Annotated in this window: 16 protein-coding genes; 8 read left to right on the top strand and 8 right to left on the bottom strand. The window is 62.8% G+C overall.

The window, feature by feature from the left end:
* Window positions 1–41: 41 nt before the first annotated feature.
* A complete protein-coding gene (locus tag BT108_RS00530; RefSeq protein ID WP_072292602.1) occupies window positions 42–698 on the bottom strand; it encodes an RlmE family RNA methyltransferase in 657 nt (218 codons plus the stop codon).
* Window positions 699–728: 30 nt separating this feature from the next.
* Here BT108_RS00530 and BT108_RS00525 point away from each other — a divergent pair, with 30 nt between their 5' ends.
* Window positions 729–1,079 (top strand): YhbY family RNA-binding protein, encoded by a 351-nt coding sequence (locus BT108_RS00525; protein WP_072292601.1) that lies wholly within the window; start codon window positions 729–731, stop codon window positions 1,077–1,079.
* Between the two features lie 14 nt (window positions 1,080–1,093).
* Here BT108_RS00525 and greA read toward each other — a convergent pair whose 3' ends face one another.
* The 5 genes from greA to BT108_RS00500 all read right to left on the bottom strand — a co-directional run bounded on the left by greA (window position 1,094) and on the right by BT108_RS00500 (window position 7,820).
* Window positions 1,094–1,570 (bottom strand): transcription elongation factor GreA, encoded by a 477-nt coding sequence (gene greA / locus BT108_RS00520; RefSeq protein ID WP_072292600.1) that lies wholly within the window; start codon window positions 1,568–1,570, stop codon window positions 1,094–1,096.
* Between the two features lie 90 nt (window positions 1,571–1,660).
* A complete protein-coding gene (gene carB, locus BT108_RS00515; protein WP_072292599.1) occupies window positions 1,661–4,891 on the bottom strand; it encodes a carbamoyl-phosphate synthase large subunit in 3,231 nt (1,076 codons plus the stop codon).
* 60 nt (window positions 4,892–4,951) lie between these two features.
* Window positions 4,952–6,091 (bottom strand): glutamine-hydrolyzing carbamoyl-phosphate synthase small subunit, encoded by a 1,140-nt coding sequence (gene carA / locus BT108_RS00510; protein ID WP_072292598.1) that lies wholly within the window; start codon window positions 6,089–6,091, stop codon window positions 4,952–4,954.
* Window positions 6,092–6,234: 143 nt separating this feature from the next.
* The gene (gene dapB, locus BT108_RS00505; protein WP_072292597.1) at window positions 6,235–7,053 is read right to left on the bottom strand and encodes a 4-hydroxy-tetrahydrodipicolinate reductase; all 819 of its coding nucleotides are present in this window, start codon (window positions 7,051–7,053) and stop codon (window positions 6,235–6,237) included.
* Between the two features lie 143 nt (window positions 7,054–7,196).
* Window positions 7,197–7,820, bottom strand: a complete 624-nt coding sequence (locus BT108_RS00500) for an outer membrane protein assembly factor BamE (RefSeq protein WP_072292596.1) — start codon at window positions 7,818–7,820, stop codon at window positions 7,197–7,199.
* Window positions 7,821–7,893: 73 nt separating this feature from the next.
* Here BT108_RS00500 and fur point away from each other — a divergent pair, with 73 nt between their 5' ends.
* From fur to pgm, 7 genes are all read left to right on the top strand, one after another.
* Window positions 7,894–8,322 carry a ferric iron uptake transcriptional regulator gene (gene fur, locus BT108_RS00495; RefSeq protein WP_072292595.1) on the top strand — a complete coding sequence of 143 codons (429 nt, stop codon included), beginning with the start codon at window positions 7,894–7,896 and terminating at the stop codon, window positions 8,320–8,322.
* A 172-nt stretch (window positions 8,323–8,494) separates the two neighbouring features.
* Entirely contained in the window at window positions 8,495–10,198 is a 1,704-nt protein-coding gene (locus tag BT108_RS00490) for an acetolactate synthase 3 catalytic subunit (RefSeq protein WP_072292594.1), read from the top strand.
* 94 nt (window positions 10,199–10,292) lie between these two features.
* The gene (gene ilvN, locus BT108_RS00485) at window positions 10,293–10,784 is read left to right on the top strand and encodes an acetolactate synthase small subunit (protein ID WP_072292593.1); all 492 of its coding nucleotides are present in this window, start codon (window positions 10,293–10,295) and stop codon (window positions 10,782–10,784) included.
* Window positions 10,785–10,852: 68 nt separating this feature from the next.
* A complete protein-coding gene (gene ilvC, locus BT108_RS00480) occupies window positions 10,853–11,869 on the top strand; it encodes a ketol-acid reductoisomerase (RefSeq protein ID WP_072292592.1) in 1,017 nt (338 codons plus the stop codon).
* Between the two features lie 69 nt (window positions 11,870–11,938).
* Complete coding sequence (gene pssA / locus BT108_RS00475) at window positions 11,939–12,712, top strand: CDP-diacylglycerol--serine O-phosphatidyltransferase (protein WP_143142322.1); 774 nt, start codon at window positions 11,939–11,941, stop codon at window positions 12,710–12,712.
* Window positions 12,713–12,722: 10 nt separating this feature from the next.
* The gene (pgi, locus tag BT108_RS00470) at window positions 12,723–14,363 is read left to right on the top strand and encodes a glucose-6-phosphate isomerase (protein WP_072292591.1); all 1,641 of its coding nucleotides are present in this window, start codon (window positions 12,723–12,725) and stop codon (window positions 14,361–14,363) included.
* 27 nt (window positions 14,364–14,390) lie between these two features.
* Window positions 14,391–16,073 carry a phosphoglucomutase (alpha-D-glucose-1,6-bisphosphate-dependent) gene (gene pgm, locus BT108_RS00465; RefSeq protein WP_255369554.1) on the top strand — a complete coding sequence of 561 codons (1,683 nt, stop codon included), beginning with the start codon at window positions 14,391–14,393 and terminating at the stop codon, window positions 16,071–16,073.
* Window positions 16,074–16,088: 15 nt separating this feature from the next.
* Here the strand turns inward: pgm and ppk2 are convergent, their stop codons facing one another.
* Together ppk2 and BT108_RS00455 are read right to left on the bottom strand one after the other, a co-directional pair.
* Complete coding sequence (ppk2, locus tag BT108_RS00460) at window positions 16,089–17,063, bottom strand: polyphosphate kinase 2 (protein WP_255369553.1); 975 nt, start codon at window positions 17,061–17,063, stop codon at window positions 16,089–16,091.
* 10 nt (window positions 17,064–17,073) lie between these two features.
* Complete coding sequence (locus BT108_RS00455) at window positions 17,074–18,681, bottom strand: inorganic phosphate transporter (RefSeq protein WP_072292589.1); 1,608 nt, start codon at window positions 18,679–18,681, stop codon at window positions 17,074–17,076.
* Between the last annotated feature and the right edge of the window lie 875 nt (window positions 18,682–19,556).

Here is a 19,556-nt window from a genome sequence, read left to right as displayed (position 1 = left end):
CAGCTGCCAGGAGTGGTGCACATTTCCCCTGAGACCCTGCTTCATCCGCCTTCCCGCTTCGGCCGGGGAGCCGCCATCGGCCTCCGTTTGCCCCGGCCCAGCAGGTACACCTCGCGACTGCGATCCCGAGATGCATCCGGCTTGCGCGTCAACACCCGATCGAACCCGGCCCGCATGTTCGCCAGGAACTCCTCGAATCCGGAACCCTGAAACACTTTGACGAGCAAGTCGCCATCAGAGTTCAATCGCTCCAGGGAGAACTCCAGGGCCAGTTCGGCCAGATGCATGCTGCGCGCCTGATCACTGACTCCTATACCACTTATATTAGGCGACATGTCCGAAATTACAAGATCGGGCGAGGATTCTCCCAGCACCTCGGCCAGTTCCGTCAGCACCGGGACTTCACGAAAATCGCCGCGGATGCATATCACGCCCGGCAACGGCGCCATCTCCAGCAAATCCAGCGCGATCACCTTCCCTCTGCCGCCGAGTTTCTCGACAGCCACTTGCGACCAGCCCCCTGGAGCCGCACCCAGGTCCACCACCGTCATGCCCGGCCGGAACAGGCGATCGCGCGCGGCGATCTCCAGCAGCTTGTACGCAGCTCGGGAGCGATATCCCTCTTTCCTGGCCTGCCGTACGAAAGGATCGCTCACGTGCTCCTTCATCCACGCCCTGCTGGTTTTGGCACGCTTCATTACGTAGAATGACGGCTTTCGGAACACCCCATGCTATCCCTCGCTCTCGATCATCGGCACACGCTGCGAGCGCTTGCCCACGCCATCAGGCCGATCGTCTGGATCGGTCCGGACGGTCTCTCGGAAAACGTTCTGCGCGAATTGGATCTGGGGTTGACCAGCCATGAACTGGTCAAGATCAGGGTATTCGAGGAGAAGCGGGAAGCACGGAACGCTTTACTCGAAGAGATGTGCCATCGTCTTGGTGCGGCTCCCGTGCAGCACATCGGCAGGATACTGATCATCTATCGCCCCAAACCGGATGGCGCGCCCCAGCCGGTTGCCCCGGCAACTCGTAGAAAACACGAGCCGCGCCGCAGCAAGCGCAGCTTCCAGGGATGACGGCCCGGGAAGCGCTAGACGTACCTCACATCGAGAATCTCGTACTCCCTGATCCCGCCCGGTGCCTGAACCTCGGCAATGTCGCCGGCATGCTTGCCGATCAGGGCGCGCGAAATGGGCGAACTGATGGAAATCTTCCCCTCCTTGATGTCGGCTTCGTCGTCGCCGACGATCTGATAGGTGACAACCGTATCGTTCGTCATATCCTGGAGATCGATCGTGGCGCCGAACACGCAAGCGCCGTTGGCATCCAGCAATGTCGGATCGATGATCTGGGCATTGGAAAGCTTGTTTTCCAGTTCGGCGATACGCCCCTCGATGAAACCCTGCCGCTCCTTGGCCGCCTCGTACTCGGCATTTTCCGAAAGATCCCCGTGGGAACGCGCCTCCGCGATCGCGGCTATCACCGCAGGCCGCTGCACCGTTTTCATTTCATGCAGCTCGGCGCGCAGCTTGCTCGCGCCGATCACGGTCAATGGAATTGTACTCATGATCTGTTCATGCCTTTGTGTAGTGTCATTCGATGCCATCCTCCGGCGGCCGGGCGGATATCCGCTGCGAGGCGCGACCGGCGATGGATTTCACTGCATCGTGTCGAGCAGCGGCGACGCCGCCGGCGCATGCAGCGACTGCAGGCGATAGGGCTTCAATTCCTGCAGATCCGCCATGCCGATGCATGCGGCGCGCGCGCCCGCCAGGGTGGTGTAGTAGGTGACCCTCGCCTGCAGCACGGCGTGGCGGATCGAGTATGAATCCTGGATCGCACTGCGCTTGTCCTCGACCGTATTGATGATCAGATCCATCTCGCCGTTCTTGATCATGTCCACGATGTGCGGGCGTCCCTCCGCCACCTTGTTGACCGCCGCGACCGTCAGCCCGGACTCGGCCAGCACTGCCGCAGTACCGCGGGTAGCATAAAGGGCAAACCCCAGTTTCGCAAGATTGCGGGCGATCTCCACCACCCGGGCTTTGTCCGACTGGCGTACGCTGATGAAGACCTTCCCGCCGCGCGGCAACCTGACCCCGGCGGCCAGCTGCGATTTGACGAAGGCTTCGGCAAAGGTACGCCCCACTCCCATCACCTCGCCCGTCGATTTCATTTCGGGCCCGAGGATGGTATCCACGCCGGGAAACTTGATGAACGGGAACACGGCCTCCTTCACCGAGCAGTGGGTGGGCACTCTTTCCGCGATGATCCCCTGGCGGGCAAGCGTGGTGCCGACCATGCAGCGCGCGGATATCTTCGCCAGTGGCAGACCCGTCGCCTTGGATACGAAAGGAACGGTTCGCGAGGCCCGTGGATTGACTTCCAGAACGTACACCGAGTCCCCCTGGATGGCGAACTGCACGTTCATCAGCCCCACCACTCCCAGCGCATGCGCCATCGCCGACGTCTGGCGCCGCAACTCTTCCTGAAGGACGGCCGAAAGGCTGAAGGGAGGCAGCGAACAGGCAGAATCCCCGGAATGCACCCCCGCCTGCTCGATGTGCTCCATGATGCCGCCGATCAGCACGGCCTCGCCGTCGCATACCGCATCCACATCCACTTCGATGGCGTCGTTGAGGAAGCGGTCCAGCAGCACCGGCGAATCGTGCGATACCTTGACCGCCTCCCGCATATACCGCTCCAGGTAAGACTGCTCGTGGATGATCTCCATGGCGCGCCCCCCGAGCACGTAGCTCGGGCGCACCACCAGCGGATAGCCGATCTCGCTGGCGGCGGCAAGAGCCGCCCCGGGGTCGCGGGCGGTACGGTTCAGCGGCTGCCTGAGCCCCAGCTCATGCAGCATTCCCTGGAAACGCTCGCGATCCTCGGCGCGATCGATCATGTCGGGACTGGTGCCGATGATGGGCACGCCGCAGGATTCGAGATCGCGCGCCAGCTTCAGAGGCGTCTGTCCGCCGTACTGCACGATCACCCCGAACGGCCGTTCCACTTCGACGATCTCCAGTACGTCTTCCAGGGTGAGCGGCTCGAAGTAGAGGCGATCGGAAGTATCGTAATCGGTCGAAACGGTCTCGGGATTGCAGTTGACCATGATGGTCTCGAAGCCGTCCTCCCGAAGAGCCAGCGCCGCATGGACGCAGCAGTAGTCGAATTCGATGCCCTGGCCGATGCGGTTGGGGCCACCGCCCAGCACCATGATCTTCTTGCGCCCGCTCGGCAGCGCCTCGCACTCTTCCTCGTAGGTAGAGTACAGATAGGCCGTGTGCGTGGCAAATTCGGCGGCACAGGTGTCGACGCGCTTGTATACCGGGTGCAGACCGAGCTGATGGCGCCTGGCGCGCACTGCGAGCGGGGTCGTGTCCATCAGTTTCGCCAGGCGCTGGTCTGAGAAACCGCTGCGCTTCAGGGTGCGTAGCGACACCATGTCGAGTGCTTCCGGCCCGGCACCGGCAAGCAGCCGCTCTTGCCTGATCAGGTCCTCGATCTGCGCCAGAAACCACGGATCGATATGCGTCAACTGATGGATCTCCGGGAGCGTCATCCCGCATCGAAATGCATCCGCCACATACCAGATGCGCTCCGGCCCCGGGTCGCCCAGCTCGGCCTTGATGACCTCGACGTCGACACTTTTCTCGTCCAGCCCGCTGACGCCGATCTCGAGCCCCCGCAGGGCCTTCTGCAGCGACTCCTGGAACGTGCGCCCGATCGCCATGACCTCGCCCACCGACTTCATCTGGGTGGTCAGGCGGTCATCGGCCTGGGGGAATTTCTCGAACGCAAAGCGCGGTATTTTGGTGACCACGTAGTCTATCGCCGGCTCGAACGAGGCCGGCATCGCCCCGCCGGTGATGTCGTTGGCAAGCTCATCCAGCGTGTAGCCCACCGCGAGCTTCGCAGCCACCTTGGCGATGGGGAATCCGGTTGCTTTCGAAGCCAGCGCGGAGGAACGCGAGACGCGCGGGTTCATTTCGATGACGAGCATGCGGCCATCCTGTGGATTGATCGCGAACTGCACGTTGGATCCGCCCGTCTCCACGCCGATCTCGCGCAGCACCGCGATCGACGCGTCGCGCATGATCTGGTATTCCTTGTCGGTCAGCGTCTGGGACGGCGCGACGGTGATGGAATCCCCGGTGTGGACGCCCATGGGATCGACGTTCTCGATCGCGCAGACGATGATGCAGTTGTCCTTCCGGTCGCGGATCACCTCCATCTCGAATTCCTTCCAGCCGATCACCGATTCCTCGATCAGCAGTTCCCGGGTGGGCGAAGCCTCCAGCCCGCGCTCGCAGATGCCGAGGAATTCCTCGCGGTTGTAGGCAATACCGCCACCGCTCCCGCCCATGGTGAACGACGGACGTATGATGGCAGGATATCCGACCATGGCCTGCACCTGCAGCGCCTCCTCCACGCTGTGCGCGATGGCGGAACGCGCGCTGCCCAGGCCGATCCGGCTCATGGCCTGCTTGAACTTCTCCCGATCCTCGGCCTTGTCGATCGCCTCCCGCGAGGCGCCGATCAGTTCGACCCCATACTGCTTCAGCACGCCGTTCTTCGCCAGGTCGAGGGCACAGTTCAATGCCGTCTGCCCCCCCATGGTCGGCAACAGCGCATCCGGACGCTCCAGCGCGATGATCTTCTCCAGCATGGGCCAGATGATGGGTTCGATATACGTCGCGTCCGCCATCTCGGGATCGGTCATGATCGTGGCGGGGTTGGAGTTCACCAGAATGACGCGATATCCCTCTTCGCGCAACGCCTTGCACGCCTGTGCCCCAGAATAGTCGAACTCGCACGCCTGGCCGATGATGATCGGGCCAGCGCCGATGATGAGTATGGAATGCAGATCGGTGCGCTTAGGCATGGCCGCGGCCCGAGGCGAAGCATGCGGAAGAAGGGCGCTCAGGCCCGCGTCCCCCGCATCTCATCGATGCTCCTCCATCAATCCCGTGAATCGGTCGAAAAGATAGTCCAGGTCGTGCGGTCCAGGGCTGACCTCCGGATGCCCCTGGAAACAGAAGGCACGTCGGCCGCTCAGCTCGAATCCCTGCAGGCTGCCATCGAACAGCGACACATGCGTGACGCGCGCATGCCCGGGCAGCGTATCCATATCGACCGCAAAACCGTGATTCTGGCTGGAGATCATGACCCGCCCGGTATCCACCTCCTGTACCGGGTGATTGGCGCCGTGGTGGCCGAATTTCATCTTGACGGTCCGGGCCCCGCTGGCCAGCCCGAGGAGCTGGTGCCCCATGCAGACGCCGAAGATCGGCACGTCCGCCGCGAGCAGTTCCCGGGTGGCAGTCACGGCGTAACCGCAGGCTTCCGGATCGCCGGGGCCGTTGGAGAGGAACACGCCGTCGGGTCGCAGGGCCAGGACTTCATCCGCACGGGTAGCTGCGGGCAGGACGGTGACGCGGCATCCGCGCTGCGCCAGCTTGCGCAGGATGTTGCGCTTGATGCCGAAATCGAGAGCGGCCACATGAAACCGCGGGTCTTCCCGAACTGCATGGCCCGATCCCCATTCCCACTCGCCTTCGTTCCATTCGTAGCGCTGCCCGCAGGTCACCTCGCACGCCAGATCCATGCCGACCAGGCCGGGAAATTCGCGCGCGCGCGCAAGCGCCGCAGCTTCGTCGCAGTCGCCCGCCATGAGACACCCTCCCTGCGCGCCCTTCTCCCGCAGGATGCGGGTAAGCCTGCGCGTATCGATGTCGGCGATCGCCACGACGCCCTGCCGCTCGAGATATGCCTGCAAGGTCCCGGTCTGGCGCCAGCTGCTGGAGACAAGGGGAAGGTCGCGGATTACCAGGCCCGCCGCGTGTACCCGCTCGATCCCGCCGGATTCGACATCCTCGGCGTTGACGCCGGTACTGCCGATGTGGGGATAGGTCAGCGTGACGATCTGCCGGCGGTAGGAAGGATCCGTAAGGATTTCCTGATACCCGGTCATGGCGGTGTTGAACACCACCTCACCGGTACTGGTGCCCGGCGCGCCGATGGAGGTGCCGCGGAACACGGTGCCGTCGGCAAGTGCGAGAACAGCATGCGGGCGTTGCGGCACGAAGAACTCCTGAGAATGCACGGGCACAGCGTGAAAAACGGGACAAACCAGTCATTCGCCCCGTTTACAGGGTCGAGATTATACGCCCAAAGGGCAGACCCCACAACGAAACCCGGCGCACAGCCTGTTTCGGACGACAGGGATCAGGAGGCGGAAGCGCGCAGCCCGAGCACGTCCTGCATGTCGAACAGGCCTCGTCGCCGGCCGGCAAGGAAACGGGCGGCACGCAACGCCCCCTCGGCGAAGGTGGCGCGGCTGCTCGCCTTGTGCGAGATTTCGATGCACTCGCCCGTGCCGGCGAACAGCACCGTATGATCGCCTACGATGTCGCCGCCGCGCACTACCGAAAAGCCTATGGTGCCGGGCATGCGCTCGCCGACGTTGCCTTCCCGGCCATATACCGCAATCTCCGGCAGGCTGCGGCCCAGCGCCTGCGCCACCACCTCGCCCATGCGCAAGGCAGTGCCGGAAGGCGCGTCGACCTTGTGCCGATGGTGCGCTTCGATGATTTCGACGTCATATCCCTCGTTCAGAACGCCGGCGGCCATTTCCAGCAGCTTGAGCGTGATGTTCACGCCTACGCTCATGTTGGGCGCGCACACGATGGCGATGTCTGCCGAGGCCGCCTCGATATCCCGCTTCTGGAGTGCCGAAAATCCGGTGGTGCCGATCACCATGTTCACGCCCAGCCTGCGGCAGGCCTCGAGATGAACGAGCGTTCCCTCCGGCCGGGTAAAGTCGATCAGCACGCCGCTGCCGCTCAGCGCCGCATCCATGTCATCCGTGATGGCGACACTGCAGGAAGCGCCGATCAACTCCCCCGCGTCCCGATCCAGGTAGGGGCTGCCTTCCCGCTCCAAGGCCGCGGACAACCGCATGTCCGCCGTCCGCGCGAGCGCCTCCAGCAGCGCCCGGCCCATACGCCCGGCGCTGCCGGCGATCGCCACGTTGAGAATCGTCATCTATCCATGTCCCGGAGGTTCGGCGAATGCTGCAGATCGAGGGCTCGTTGCCTGGATCCACGGCGCCGACCCCATCATCGCGGGTCCTGCGATACCGCTTGCGGCTCCAGTCTTCATCCCATTCGGCTCTTCTTCCTGCTTTTTTATTCCTTGGGCAGGTCCACTCCCGCGTGGCCCCTGTCAGCCGCCCGCAACGGAACCTGCCGCGGCACCACCGGTTGCAGTGTCGGCAGAACGGGAGCCTTGCCCGGGATCGACGCACCGCCAAGAACCGCACCTCTGCCCGAATCCCGGACGTCATCCGTCGCGATGGCACTCAGCACCGGCGCATCCTCCCCGGTCTCCTCCCCCGTCTCCGCCTCAGCATGCGGCGCGGACTGCCCGGTTGTATCGGTGAAGGAAGCCATACCGGCTTCGCTCTCCGATGGAGGCGACGTGAAGGCAACCGGGGGAGCGAAGCTGCCTTCCGTGCGCACCACCTCGTCGCCCTCAAAGAATACCGTCAACTGACGCTGCTCCATCAGCCTGCCGCGTTGTTCCAGTCGATAGACGTAATCCCATCGATGGCTGTGGAAAATGTCACTGATCATCGGCGAACCCAGGACGAAGCGCACCTGCGACCGGGTCATGCCCGGCTTCAGCTTGTCCACCATTTCCTGAGTGATCACGTTCCCCTGCTGGATCTCGATCTTGTAGAGCAACGAGGGAACGGAAGAGCATCCGGCGAGCGGCAAAAATGCCAGCAGCGTGAGTATTTTCGCGCGCATCGCGGCAGCGTATGTTTTCAAAGCAGGCCTGACGTTATATGATACCGTAAATGACCTACCGGATGAACAAGCCATGAGCAAGCCAAGCGACCTGAAGACCATGGGACTCAAGGCCACGCTGCCGCGGCTCAGGATACTCAGGCTGTTCGAGAACAGCCCGGTGCGGCATCTGTCCGCCGAAGACATCTACAAGACGCTGATCAACGATGGCGACGACATCGGACTTGCCACCGTCTACCGCGTATTGACGCAGTTCGAACAGGCGGGCCTGCTGGAGCGCCACCATTTCGAGAGCGGCAAGGCCGTGTTCGAACTGGCCAGCGACGCCCATCATGATCACCTGGTGTGCCTGCAGTGCGGTCGCGTCGAGGAATTCTACGATGCGGAGATCGAAAGGCGTCAGACCAGGATCGCCAAGGAGCGCGGCTTCACCATCAGCGAGCACTCGCTCGCGCTCTACGCGGATTGCACCAAACCGGCCTGTCCCCACCGCAAAGAGTAACATAAATCCAGCACCCGGACCGTCGCCTCCGCATCCGTCGAGCACCCATCCGGCTCCGCCGCCGGGATCGGTGCAAAGGGATTGACCAAAGACCGGGTAACCATTACTGTTCACTGTTTCACTCATCGTCATTCACCATTAACTGTCGCCACTCAACGGAATCCACGAAAGCATGAGCACGGAATTGACAGGCGCGGAAATCACGGTGCGCTGCCTGCAGAAGGAGGGGGTGGACTACGTCTTCGGCTACCCTGGCGGAGCCGTGCTGTATATCTATGACGAATTGTTCAAGCAGGACAAGGTCAAACATATCCTGGTACGGCATGAACAGGCGGCACTCCATGCCGCGGACGGCTACGCCCGGTCGGGGAACAAGGTCGGCGTGGCCCTGGTCACCTCTGGCCCCGGCGTCACCAACGCGGTCACAGGCATCGCCACCGCCTACATGGATTCGATCCCTCTGGTCGTCATCAGCGGACAGGTGCCCACTCCCGCCATCGGCCTGGACGCCTTTCAGGAGGTCGACACGGTGGGCATCACGCGTCCCTGCGTCAAGCATAATTTCCTCGTGAAGGACGTGGATGAGCTCGCCAACACCATCAAGAAGGCATTCTACATCGCTTCGACCGGCCGGCCTGGTCCGGTGCTGGTGGACATCCCCAAGGACGTGAGCCAGCAAAAAGCGCATTTCGCGTATCCGGAAAAAATCAGCATGCGCTCCTATAACCCGGTCACGAAGGGCCACTCGGGGCAGATCAAGAAAGCTGCCCAGCTCATTCTGGGCGCCAGGCGGCCAATGATCTACACCGGTGGCGGCGTGATTCTGAGCGATGCTGCCGCAAAGCTGGGAGATCTCGTGAGAACCCTGGGCTTTCCCTGTACCAACACCCTGATGGGGCTGGGAGGCTATCCGGCCACCGATCGGCAGTTCGTCGGGATGCTGGGGATGCACGGCACCTACGAAGCCAACATGGCGATGCAGCACTGCGACGTGCTGATCGCCATCGGCGCCCGCTTCGACGACCGCGTCATCGGGAACCCCAAGCATTTCTATAATGAAGACCGCAAGATCATCCACATCGACATCGATCCCTCGTCCATATCCAAGCGCGTCAAGGTCGACGTTCCCATCGTCGGCAGCATTCCCGACGTGCTGGAGGCGCTCCTCAAGCTGCTGAAGACCGGCAAGGACAGCCCGGACCACTCGGCGCTGGACGCATGGTGGGCGCAGATCGACTCCTGGCGTGCGCGCGACTGCCTCAAGTACGATCGCGCCAGCGCCATCATCAAGCCGCAGAGGGTGATCGAAACTCTCTACAAGGTCACCAAGGGCGCCGCCTTCATCACCTCCGACGTCGGCCAGCACCAAATGTGGGCGGCACAGTTCTACAAGTTCGACCAGCCGCGCCGCTGGATCAATTCCGGCGGTCTGGGCACCATGGGCTTCGGCCTTCCGGCGGCGATGGGGGTACAGTTCGCCAACCCGAAGGGGACGGTAGCGTGCGTCACCGGCGAAGCGAGCATCCAGATGTGCATACAGGAACTCTCCACCTGCAAGCAGTACGGACTCCCGCTCAAGATCATCAACCTGAACAACCGCTACATGGGGATGGTGCGACAGTGGCAGGAATTCTTCCACGGCAATCGCTACGCCGAGTCCTACATGGACGCGCTGCCCAACTTCGTCAAGCTGGCCGAGAGCTACGGGCATGTCGGCATGAAGATCGAGCAGCCCGGCGACGTCGAGGGGGCGCTGAAGGAGGCATTCAAACTCAAGGACCGGCTGGTGTTCATGGATTTCATCACCGACCAGACGGAAAACGTGTTTCCGATGGTGCCCGGCGGCAAGGGACTTTCCGAGATGATTCTGGTATGAGCCCGTTCACCAAAGCGGGGGATGTCGTGGCAGAACCCGCCGTGCAGGATTGTGCGGCAGGGGCGCGCCGAACCACTGCCGGACTGCCGTAGCCATGCGACACATCATTTCCCTGTTGATGGAAAACGAGGCGGGCGCGCTGTCGCGCGTGGCCGGGCTGTTCTCCTCGCGCGGATATAACATCGAATCCCTGACCGTGGCGGCTACCGAAGACCCGACCCTGTCGCGCATGACGCTGGTCACCGCCGGATCGGACGATGTCATCGAGCAGATCACCAAGCAGCTGAACAAGCTGATCGAGGTGGTCAAGGTGGTGGATCTGAGCGACGGCAACCACATCGAGCGCGAACTGATGCTGATCAAAGTGCGCGCGATCGGCAATGATCGCGAGGAGATCAAGCGCATGGCCGACATCTTCCGGGGCCGGATCATCGACGTCACCGACCGCTCCTACACCATCGAACTCACCGGAACCGGTGCAAAGCTGGACGCCTTCATCGAGGCCATGGAGCCCAGCGCCATCCTGGAGACAGTGCGTACCGGCGCCTCGGGCATCGGCCGGGGCGAGCGCATACTCAAACCCTGAGGCGCCGGCAGGACGAGGTCTTCCAGCTTTCGGCCGCGGTAATTTTTCATCTGAGCGAAAAGGAAATCATGAACGTCTATTACGATAAGGATGCCGATCTGTCGCTGATACAGGGCAAAAAAGTCACCATCGTGGGCTACGGGTCGCAGGGCCACGCGCACGCCAACAATCTCAGCGATTCCGGTGTGACGATCACCGTAGGCCTGCGGCGCGATGGCGCATCGTGGAGCAAGGCCGAGGCAGCCGGACTGACAGTCAGGGAAGTGCCCGATGCGGTCAGGGAAGCCGACGTCGTGATGGTGCTGTTGCCGGACGAGCAGATCGCCGCCGTCTACGCGTCGGACATCGAGCCCAATCTCAGGCAGGGTGCCGTGCTTGCATTCGCGCACGGCTTCAACATCCACTACGGTCAAGTTTCGCCGCGTGCGGATCTCGACGTCGTCATGATCGCCCCCAAGGGACCCGGCCATCTGGTGCGCTCCACCTACCTGCAGGGCGGCGGAGTGCCTTCGCTCATCGCAGTGCACCAGAATCCGTCCGGGCAGGCGCGCGAACTGGCTCTCTCCTACGCCGCCGCCAACGGCGGCACCCGGGGAGGCGTGATCGAGACCAATTTCCGCGAAGAAACCGAGACCGACCTGTTCGGCGAGCAGGTCGTCCTGTGTGGGGGCCTGACAGCCCTGATCCAGGCCGGTTTCGAAACCCTGGTGGAGGCGGGATACGCACCGGAAATGGCCTATTTCGAATGCCTGCACGAGGTCAAGCTGATCGTGGATCTGATCTACGAAGGCGGGATCGCCAACATGCGCTATTCCATTTCCAACAATGCCGAATATGGTGATGTCTCGCGCGGACCGCGCATCGTGACCGATGCCACTCGCGCCGAGATGCGCAACATCCTGCGCGAAATCCAGACGGGACAATATGCCCGGGAATTCATCCTCGAGAATCGTGCCGGCGCACCCATGCTGAAGGCCAGTCGGCGCCTGGCGTCCACGCATCCGATCGAGACGGTGGGTGCCAGGCTGCGCGACATGATGCCCTGGATCAGCAAGAACAAGCTGGTCGACCAGGCGAAAAACTAGCGATCGGCCCCGCCCTGCGCGATGTCGATCGGTTATACCACGACGCCGGCACCCCCGGCGCTGCACGCTATGATGCATGATCCCCATCTCCCGCGCCTCATGCTCAAATCCAAGCTGCGGCGGCGTGGCATCTATCTGCTGCCCAACCTGTTCACCACTGCGGCATTGTTCGCCGGGTTCTACGCCATCATCCAGGCGATGAACGGACGCTTCGAGCACTCCGCGGTATCCATCTTCATCGCCATGATGCTGGATGGACTGGACGGCCGGGTGGCACGCCTGACGCACACCCAGAGCGAGTTCGGCGCAGAATACGACAGCCTGGCGGACATGGTCTCGTTCGGGGCCGCACCCGCCCTGGTGGTCTACGAGTGGGCCCTGAAGGATCTGGGCAAGCTGGGCTGGATCGCGGCATTCGTCTACTGCGCCTGCGCCGCGCTGCGGCTGGCTCGCTTCAATACCAACCTGGGCATCGTGGACAAGCGTTTTTTCCAGGGGCTGCCCACCCCGGCCGCCGCCGCACTGATCGCCGGACTGGTGTGGGTGATGCTGGACTTCGACTTCACCGGACGGGACATACGCTGGCTGGCGTGGGGAATCACCCTGTTCGCGGGCCTGACGATGGTCAGCAACCTCCCCTATTACAGCGGCAAGGACATCAACCTGCGCAAAAGCGTACCGTTCATCACCATCCTGCTGCTGGCCCTGTTCTTTTTCGTGCTGATACCCAGCCATCCACCCATGGTGCTGTTCTGCCTGTTCCTGCTCTATGCCCTGTCGGGCTACGCCCTGTGGCTGTGGCGACGGGTCAAGAAAAGAAAGGCCATGGAAGCGACACCCTGACAACGGTGCCATGACCCGAATCCCGCCCCTGACCGACCTCCCCGCCTGGCAGGCACTCAAGACGCACCACGCAGCGATCAAGGGGCTGCACCTGCGCCAGCTCTTCGCGGAGGACGCCGGACGAGGCCAACGCTTCGCGGCCGAAGCGGCAGGCATCTACCTCGACTACTCCAAGAACAGGATCACCGCCGACACACTGCGACTGCTCGTGCGACTGGCCGAGGCATGTGGCCTGCGCGAGCGCATCGACGCCATGTTCTCCGGCGAGCGCATCAACCTGACGGAAGACCGCGCCGTCCTGCACGTCGCCCTGCGCGCGCCGGCGAGCGAACGTATCCTCGTCGACGGCATCGACGTCGTTCCTGTGGTGCACGCCGTGCTGGAGCGCATGGCCGCGTTCTCCGACCAGGTGCGCAGCGGCCGATGGCAAGGCCACACGGGCAGACGCATCCGCACCGTCGTCAACATCGGGATCGGCGGCTCGGACCTGGGGCCGGTGATGGCCTATGAGGCCCTGCGCCACTACAGCACGCGAGATATCGATTTTCGCTTCGTCTCCAACGTGGATGGCACGGATTTCAAGGAAGCCGTATCCGATCTGGCGCCGGAAGAGACGCTGTTCATCGTCTGCTCGAAAACCTTCACCACCTCCGAGACGCTCGCCAATGCCCACGCAGCACGCCAGTGGCTACTGGATGCCATGGTGAGCAGCCGCGCCGTGCGCAGGCATTTCGTCGCAGTCTCGACCAATGCCGAGGCGGTGGCGGCGTTCGGTATCGATCCCGTCAACATGTTCGGTTTCTGGGACTGGGTCGGGGGACGCTACTCGATGAGCTCGGCGATCGGCCTCTCGACCATGCTCGCCGTCGGTGCGGACAATTTTCGCGCCATGCTGGCCGGCCTGCACGCCATGGACCAGCACTTCCGCCGTACCCCTTTCGAGCGGAATCTTCCTGTTCTGATGGGGCTGCTCGCGGTCTGGCACGCCAATTTCTTCGACGCCCGGACGATGGCCGTGCTGCCCTACGATCAGTACCTGAAGCGCTTTCCGGCATACCTGCAGCAGCTGACGATGGAAAGCAACGGCAAGCACGTCACCCTTGCCGGCGCGCGGGCCGACTACCAGACCTCGCCGGTGATCTGGGGCGAACCCGGTACCAACGGCCAGCATTCGTTCTATCAGCTTCTTCACCAAGGCACGCAACTGATCCCTTGCGATTTCATCGGATTCTGTCAGACCCTCAATCCCGTGGCGCACCACCATGACCTGCTGATGGCAAATCTGTTCGCCCAGACCGAGGCCCTAGCGTTCGGCAAAACCACCGAGGAGGCCAGGGCCGAAGGAACGCCGGACTGGCTCAGCATGCATCGCAGCTTCGAGGGAAATCGCCCCACCAACACCCTCCTGGCGGAGCGGCTCACGCCGCACGCGCTGGGAGCACTGATCGCGCTTTATGAGCACAGCGTTTTCACTCAGGGCGTAGTCTGGCAGATCGACTCGTTCGACCAATGGGGAGTCGAGCTCGGCAAGGCGCTGGCACAGCGCATCATGCCGGAACTGCAGGCCGCGGACCGGTCGCCGCTGGCGCACGACAGCTCGACCAACGCGTTGATACGACGCTATGTCGGGATCCGCGATACCCGCACCTGAGCGGCGGTATTTCCGGCAGGGGTGGTCGTGACGGATCGCGCCCCTGCAGCGTACGGCATGGCCGGACAGGTCAATCCCCTGGCGGGAACGCCGGCGCCCCCCGCAATGCTGTTGAACGTGCCCCGGCTCGTTACCGCCTACTACACCCAGCAGCCCGACTGGTCGATACCCACGCAGCGGATCGCCTTCGGTACCTCGGGGCATCGCGGCAATGCATTCGATGCCAGTTTCAACGAATGGCATGTGCTGGCCGCCACCCAGGCCATCTGCCGATACCGCAAGCGGCAGGGGATCGACGGCCCGCTGTTCCTGGGAATCGACACGCATGCCTTGTCCGAACCGGCCTACGCCAGCACGCTCGAGGTGCTGGCCGCGCACGGCGTCGACGTGATGTTGTCGGCAGGGAACGAATATACTCCTACCCCTGCCGTCTCTCATGCAATCCTGGCATACAACCGCGGCCGCGCGCGAGGTCTCGCGGATGGTATCGTCCTCACACCCTCGCACAACCCGCCCGAAAGCGGAGGACTCAAGTACAATCCGCCCCACGGCGGCCCGGCCGGCGTCGAGGCCACCACCGTGATCGAGTCCATGGCCAATACCTTCTTGAAGAACAGGCTCAGGGGGGTGAAGCGGCTGCGCTTCGAACAGGCCCTGTGCGCGGCAACCACGCACCGCTATGATTTCCTGGGCGCCTACGTCGGCGATCTCGGCCACGTCATCGATCTGAAAGCGATCCGTGACGCAGGCATCCGCATGGGAGTGGATCCGCTGGGTGGTGCAGGGGTACGCTACTGGCAGGCCATCGCCGAACGCCACCGGCTGGATCTGAGCGTCATCAACGACACCGTGGACCCCACCTTCCGGTTCCTGACCCTGGACTGGGACGGCCGGATCCGCATGGATCCCTCCTCTCCCTACGCCATGCGCGGCCTGATCGGCATGAAGGATCGTTTCGACATCGCCTTCGCCTGCGACACCGATCACGACCGGCACGGCATCGTCACTCCCAGCGCCGGGCTGCTGCCGGCAGACCGCTATCTGGCCGTGGTCGTACGCTACCTGTTCCGCCATCGCCCTGCCTGGCGCGACGGGGTGGCGGTGGGCAAGACGATGGTGAGCAGCCGGATCATCGATCGCGTGACCGAGGCGCTGGGTCGGCCGCTGTACGAGACGCCGGTCGGCTTCAAGTGGTTCGTGGCCGGCCTCCACGACGGCAGGCTCGGGGTCTGTGGCGAGGAAAGTGCAGGAACATCGTTCCTGCGCCGGGACGGCACGGCCTGGACCACGGACAAGGATGGCATCGCGCCGGCACTGCTATCGGCCGAGATCACCGCACGCGAGGGCCGGGATCCCGGCCTGCTCTACCAAACGCTGGAGCAGCAGTTTGGCGCCTCCCTGTTCGAACGCCAGGATACGCCGGTCACACCGGAGCAGAAGAACCTACTGGCACGGCTTTCGCCGCAGCAGATACACCTCCCCCGGCTGGTGGGCGAACCCGTCGAGGCCGTGCTCACGCACGCTCCCGGCAACGACGCGCCCCTGGGCGGCTTCAAGGTGATTGCGCGAAACGGCTGGTTCGCAGTGCGCCCGTCCGGAACCGAGAATCTCTGCAAGCTGTACGCCGAGAGCTTCGCGGGAAGCGACCATCTCCACCGCATCCTGGAAGAGGCCCGCCACCTCGTCGCCGCGGTGCTGACGACAGCGTAACGCGCCAGAACCGAATCAGTATACGTCGGGAACGAACATCTCGCGCGGCACCGGATGCCGCGAATAGTCCGGATGATGGATGCGATCGGGCAGGATGACGGTTTCGCGCTCCACCTCGGCGTAGGGAATCTGGTCCAGGAAATGGCGGATACAGTTGAGTCTGGCCTTCTTCTTGTCCACCGCCTCGACGATCCACCACGGCGCCTCGACAATGTGGGTGCGCTCCAGCATATACTCCTTGGCCTGGGTATACTGCTCCCACTGGCGCCGGGACTCCAGATCCATCGGGCTGAGCTTCCACTGCTTCAGGGGATCATGCATGCGCATCCGGAAGCGCAGGTACTGCTCCTCGTCGGTGATGGAAAACCAGTACTTGATGAGGACGATACCGGAGCGGACCAGCATCTTCTCGAATTCCGGAACGCTGCGGAAGAATTCCTCGTACTCCTCATCATTGCAGAAACCCATGACCCGCTCCACGCCTGCCCGGTTGTACCAGCTCCGGTCGAACAGCACGATCTCGCCGCCCGACGGCAGGTGCGACACGTAGCGCTGGAAATACCACTGGCTGCGTTCGCGCTCGTTCGGCGCCGGCAGCGCCGCCACCCGGCATACGCGGGGATTGAGCCGCTGGGTGAAGCGCTTGATGACACCCCCCTTGCCCGCCGCATCGCGCCCTTCGAACAGCACGGCCACCTTGAGCTTCCTGTGCACCACCCAATCCTGCAGCTTGACCAACTCTCCCTGCAGACGGAAAAGCTCCATGAAATAGAACTTCCTGTCCACGTCCCTACCAGCCGCATTCGCCCCAGTGTCGGCGATCCATTCATCCAGGCGGCGGTCGTCGAACTCCATCTCCAGTTCCTCGTCCAGGCTATCCGTCCTGTCGGCCCGGATATGGCGCTCCAACTCCAGGCTTGCCGGATTCTCGCAGTGCGCTTCGGCGTCCAGCGGGACCTGGGCGGATTGGATGGGAGTCGGATGGTCCAAGGAGTGAAAACTAGAATAGGGTTGCGAACAACCAGTACAGGGAACCGGAAAGCAGCATCGCGACAGGCAGCGTCAGCACCCAGGCCATGGCGAGGTTGCGCACGGTACCCCATTGCAGGCCGGACTGGTTGGCCACCATGGTACCAGCCACGCCCGATGACAGCACCTGGGTGGTGGAAACCGGCAGGCCGTAGAGGTCGGCGGCGCCGATGGTGGCCATGGCCACCAGTTCCGCGGACGCGCCCTGGGCGTAGGTCAGGTGGGATTTTCCGATTCTCTCGCCCACCGTCACCACGATGCGCTTCCATCCCACCATGGTGCCCAGCCCCAAAGCAACTGCCACGGCCACCTTCACCCAGAGCGGAATGAACTTGGTGGCATCGTCGATATTTTTCTTGAAGGCCTTGAGGTTGGCGCGGGTATCCTCATCCAGCCCCACTGCCTCATCCTTTTCCAGGAAACGAATGGTTTCGGAAGTGAGGTACATGTCGTTACGGACGTTGGAGATCGCCTGCATCGGTACCCGAGCGAGGCTGCCATACTGTTTCACCTGCCTGCCGATGTCGCCGACCATGCCGGCAAGCGCCGGCAAAACCGCGGCATCGTACATCCGCGTGCGCACGTACTCGGAAAGCACCTGGCGAGGATCGGCAGGAACCGCCCCGGTGCCGGTGCCGAGCAAGGCCTCCTCGGTGACATGCGCAACTGCCGCGAACTGCGTCACCCGGTCCACGGGCATCGCGCGGTTCAAGGCATAGGCAGTGGGCACGGTACCGATCAGTATCAGCATGATCAGCCCCATTCCCTTCTGTCCATCGTTGGAACCATGGGCGAATGAAACCCCGGTACAGGTCAGGATCAGCAGGCCACGAATCCACCAGGGCGGCGGCGTATTGCCCTTCGGTTCCCGGTAGAGCGCCTGGTTTTTGACCAGGGCGCGCAGCGTGAGGAGCAGGAGCGCAGCGCAGAGGAAGCCGATGAGGGGCGAGAGCAGAAGAGAGTAGCCGACCTTGCTCGCCTGGCCCCAGTCCACGCCACTGGTGCCGTCACGTCCGTGCATGAGTGCATTCGCGATGCCGACGCCGATGATGGAGCCGATCAGGGTATGGGAGGAAGACGCCGGCAGCCCCAGCAGCCATGTAGCTAGATTCCAGACGATGGCCGCGATCAGCAAGGCAAACACCATCGCGAACCCGGCACTGGAGCCCACCTGGAGGATCAACTCCACCGGCAGCAGGGAAATGATGCCGAAGGCAACGGCGCCACTCGAGAAAAGCACCCCGAGAAAATTGAACAGCCCGGACCAGAGCACGGCGAAGTTGGCGGGTAGCGCGTGCGTGTAGATGACCGTGGCCACCGCATTCGCCGTATCGTGGAAACCGTTGACGAACTCGAAGCCGAGCGCGATGAGCAGCGCGATTCCCAGCAGGATATAAGGCAGCCAGGCGATGGCCACGTCTCCCGCGGCGCTGATGTCCGTCGTCAAGCTGTATGCGGCAAACGCCAGACCCGCGGCCAGCAGGCCGAAAAAAATGAGGACGGTGGCGAGGCCCGCATGGTGATCGAGCTCGGGACGAGGATCGGAGGAAACCGGCGTGAAATGCCCAACTGTGGTCATGGAGGAACCTGCTTGCGGAAACTGGATGGAAAAATCCTAGCAGCGTTATTATGCAGAAATATTACAATCATCCTCCAGACGGTCCGGGGTGCGCATCACCTTCCCTGCATCGGTTCGCAAGTCTTCCACGGCAGGCGGAATCCGACGGGAGGCCTGCTCATCTGCCTGCACCCGCCCATGCTGGTATCGAGCGCGCGGGCTGCCACGGTGCGCCGGGGAGAATATATTGCACCCACCGTGGAATGACCTCCGGAATGCGCTGCAGACCATCCGTGCATACGGATGACGGCAATGGCCGTCATTATGGCCGACCCCTGCCGCGATCTCCCTCCTGGGTGATACCGCAGCATGCGTCTGGAGGAAGAAGGAATCGGCGGGGCACTCGCCGCCGTATATCTGAAAACCCGGCAGAAAGCGGAATGGATGGACCCGGAAACAAGCTGCTCCTTGCCATCCTGATGAATCTCTTACAACAAGATGACATTTTCTTCACCGGTGCTGTGCTAAGCTGAATAGACATGGGCACCGGATTCGCATATAGATGCCATCAACATATTAACGCGCATGATGGGTCTTCCCTGCTCTGATAGGGCTGCCAAAGGCGTCCATCACCATCGCCCCGTACTCTCCGAACATGAACGGACAGACTGGAAACGCAAGACCGTTTCGGCGAGCGCACTCGACGAGCGCGCATCCGTCAACCGGATGAATAAGGTTCATCACGGAACAGCGTGGAGCGAATCAGCGGGGCATACGAAGATCGGACCAGGAATACTTCTTCCTGAAGATCCGTGCCGCTTTTCCGGCGATCTTCGATGGACCATGAGTAAGCATATGGGGTGCCGGCTACCGGGTACGGGACGCCTTATGCCATT

The sequence above is a fragment of the Nitrosovibrio sp. Nv17 genome, from assembly GCF_900119085.1.
Classification (GTDB): Bacteria; Pseudomonadota; Gammaproteobacteria; order Burkholderiales; family Nitrosomonadaceae; genus Nitrosospira.
Note: the sequence above shows the minus strand (reverse complement) of the source record. Positions and strands in the feature narration are given on the sequence as shown.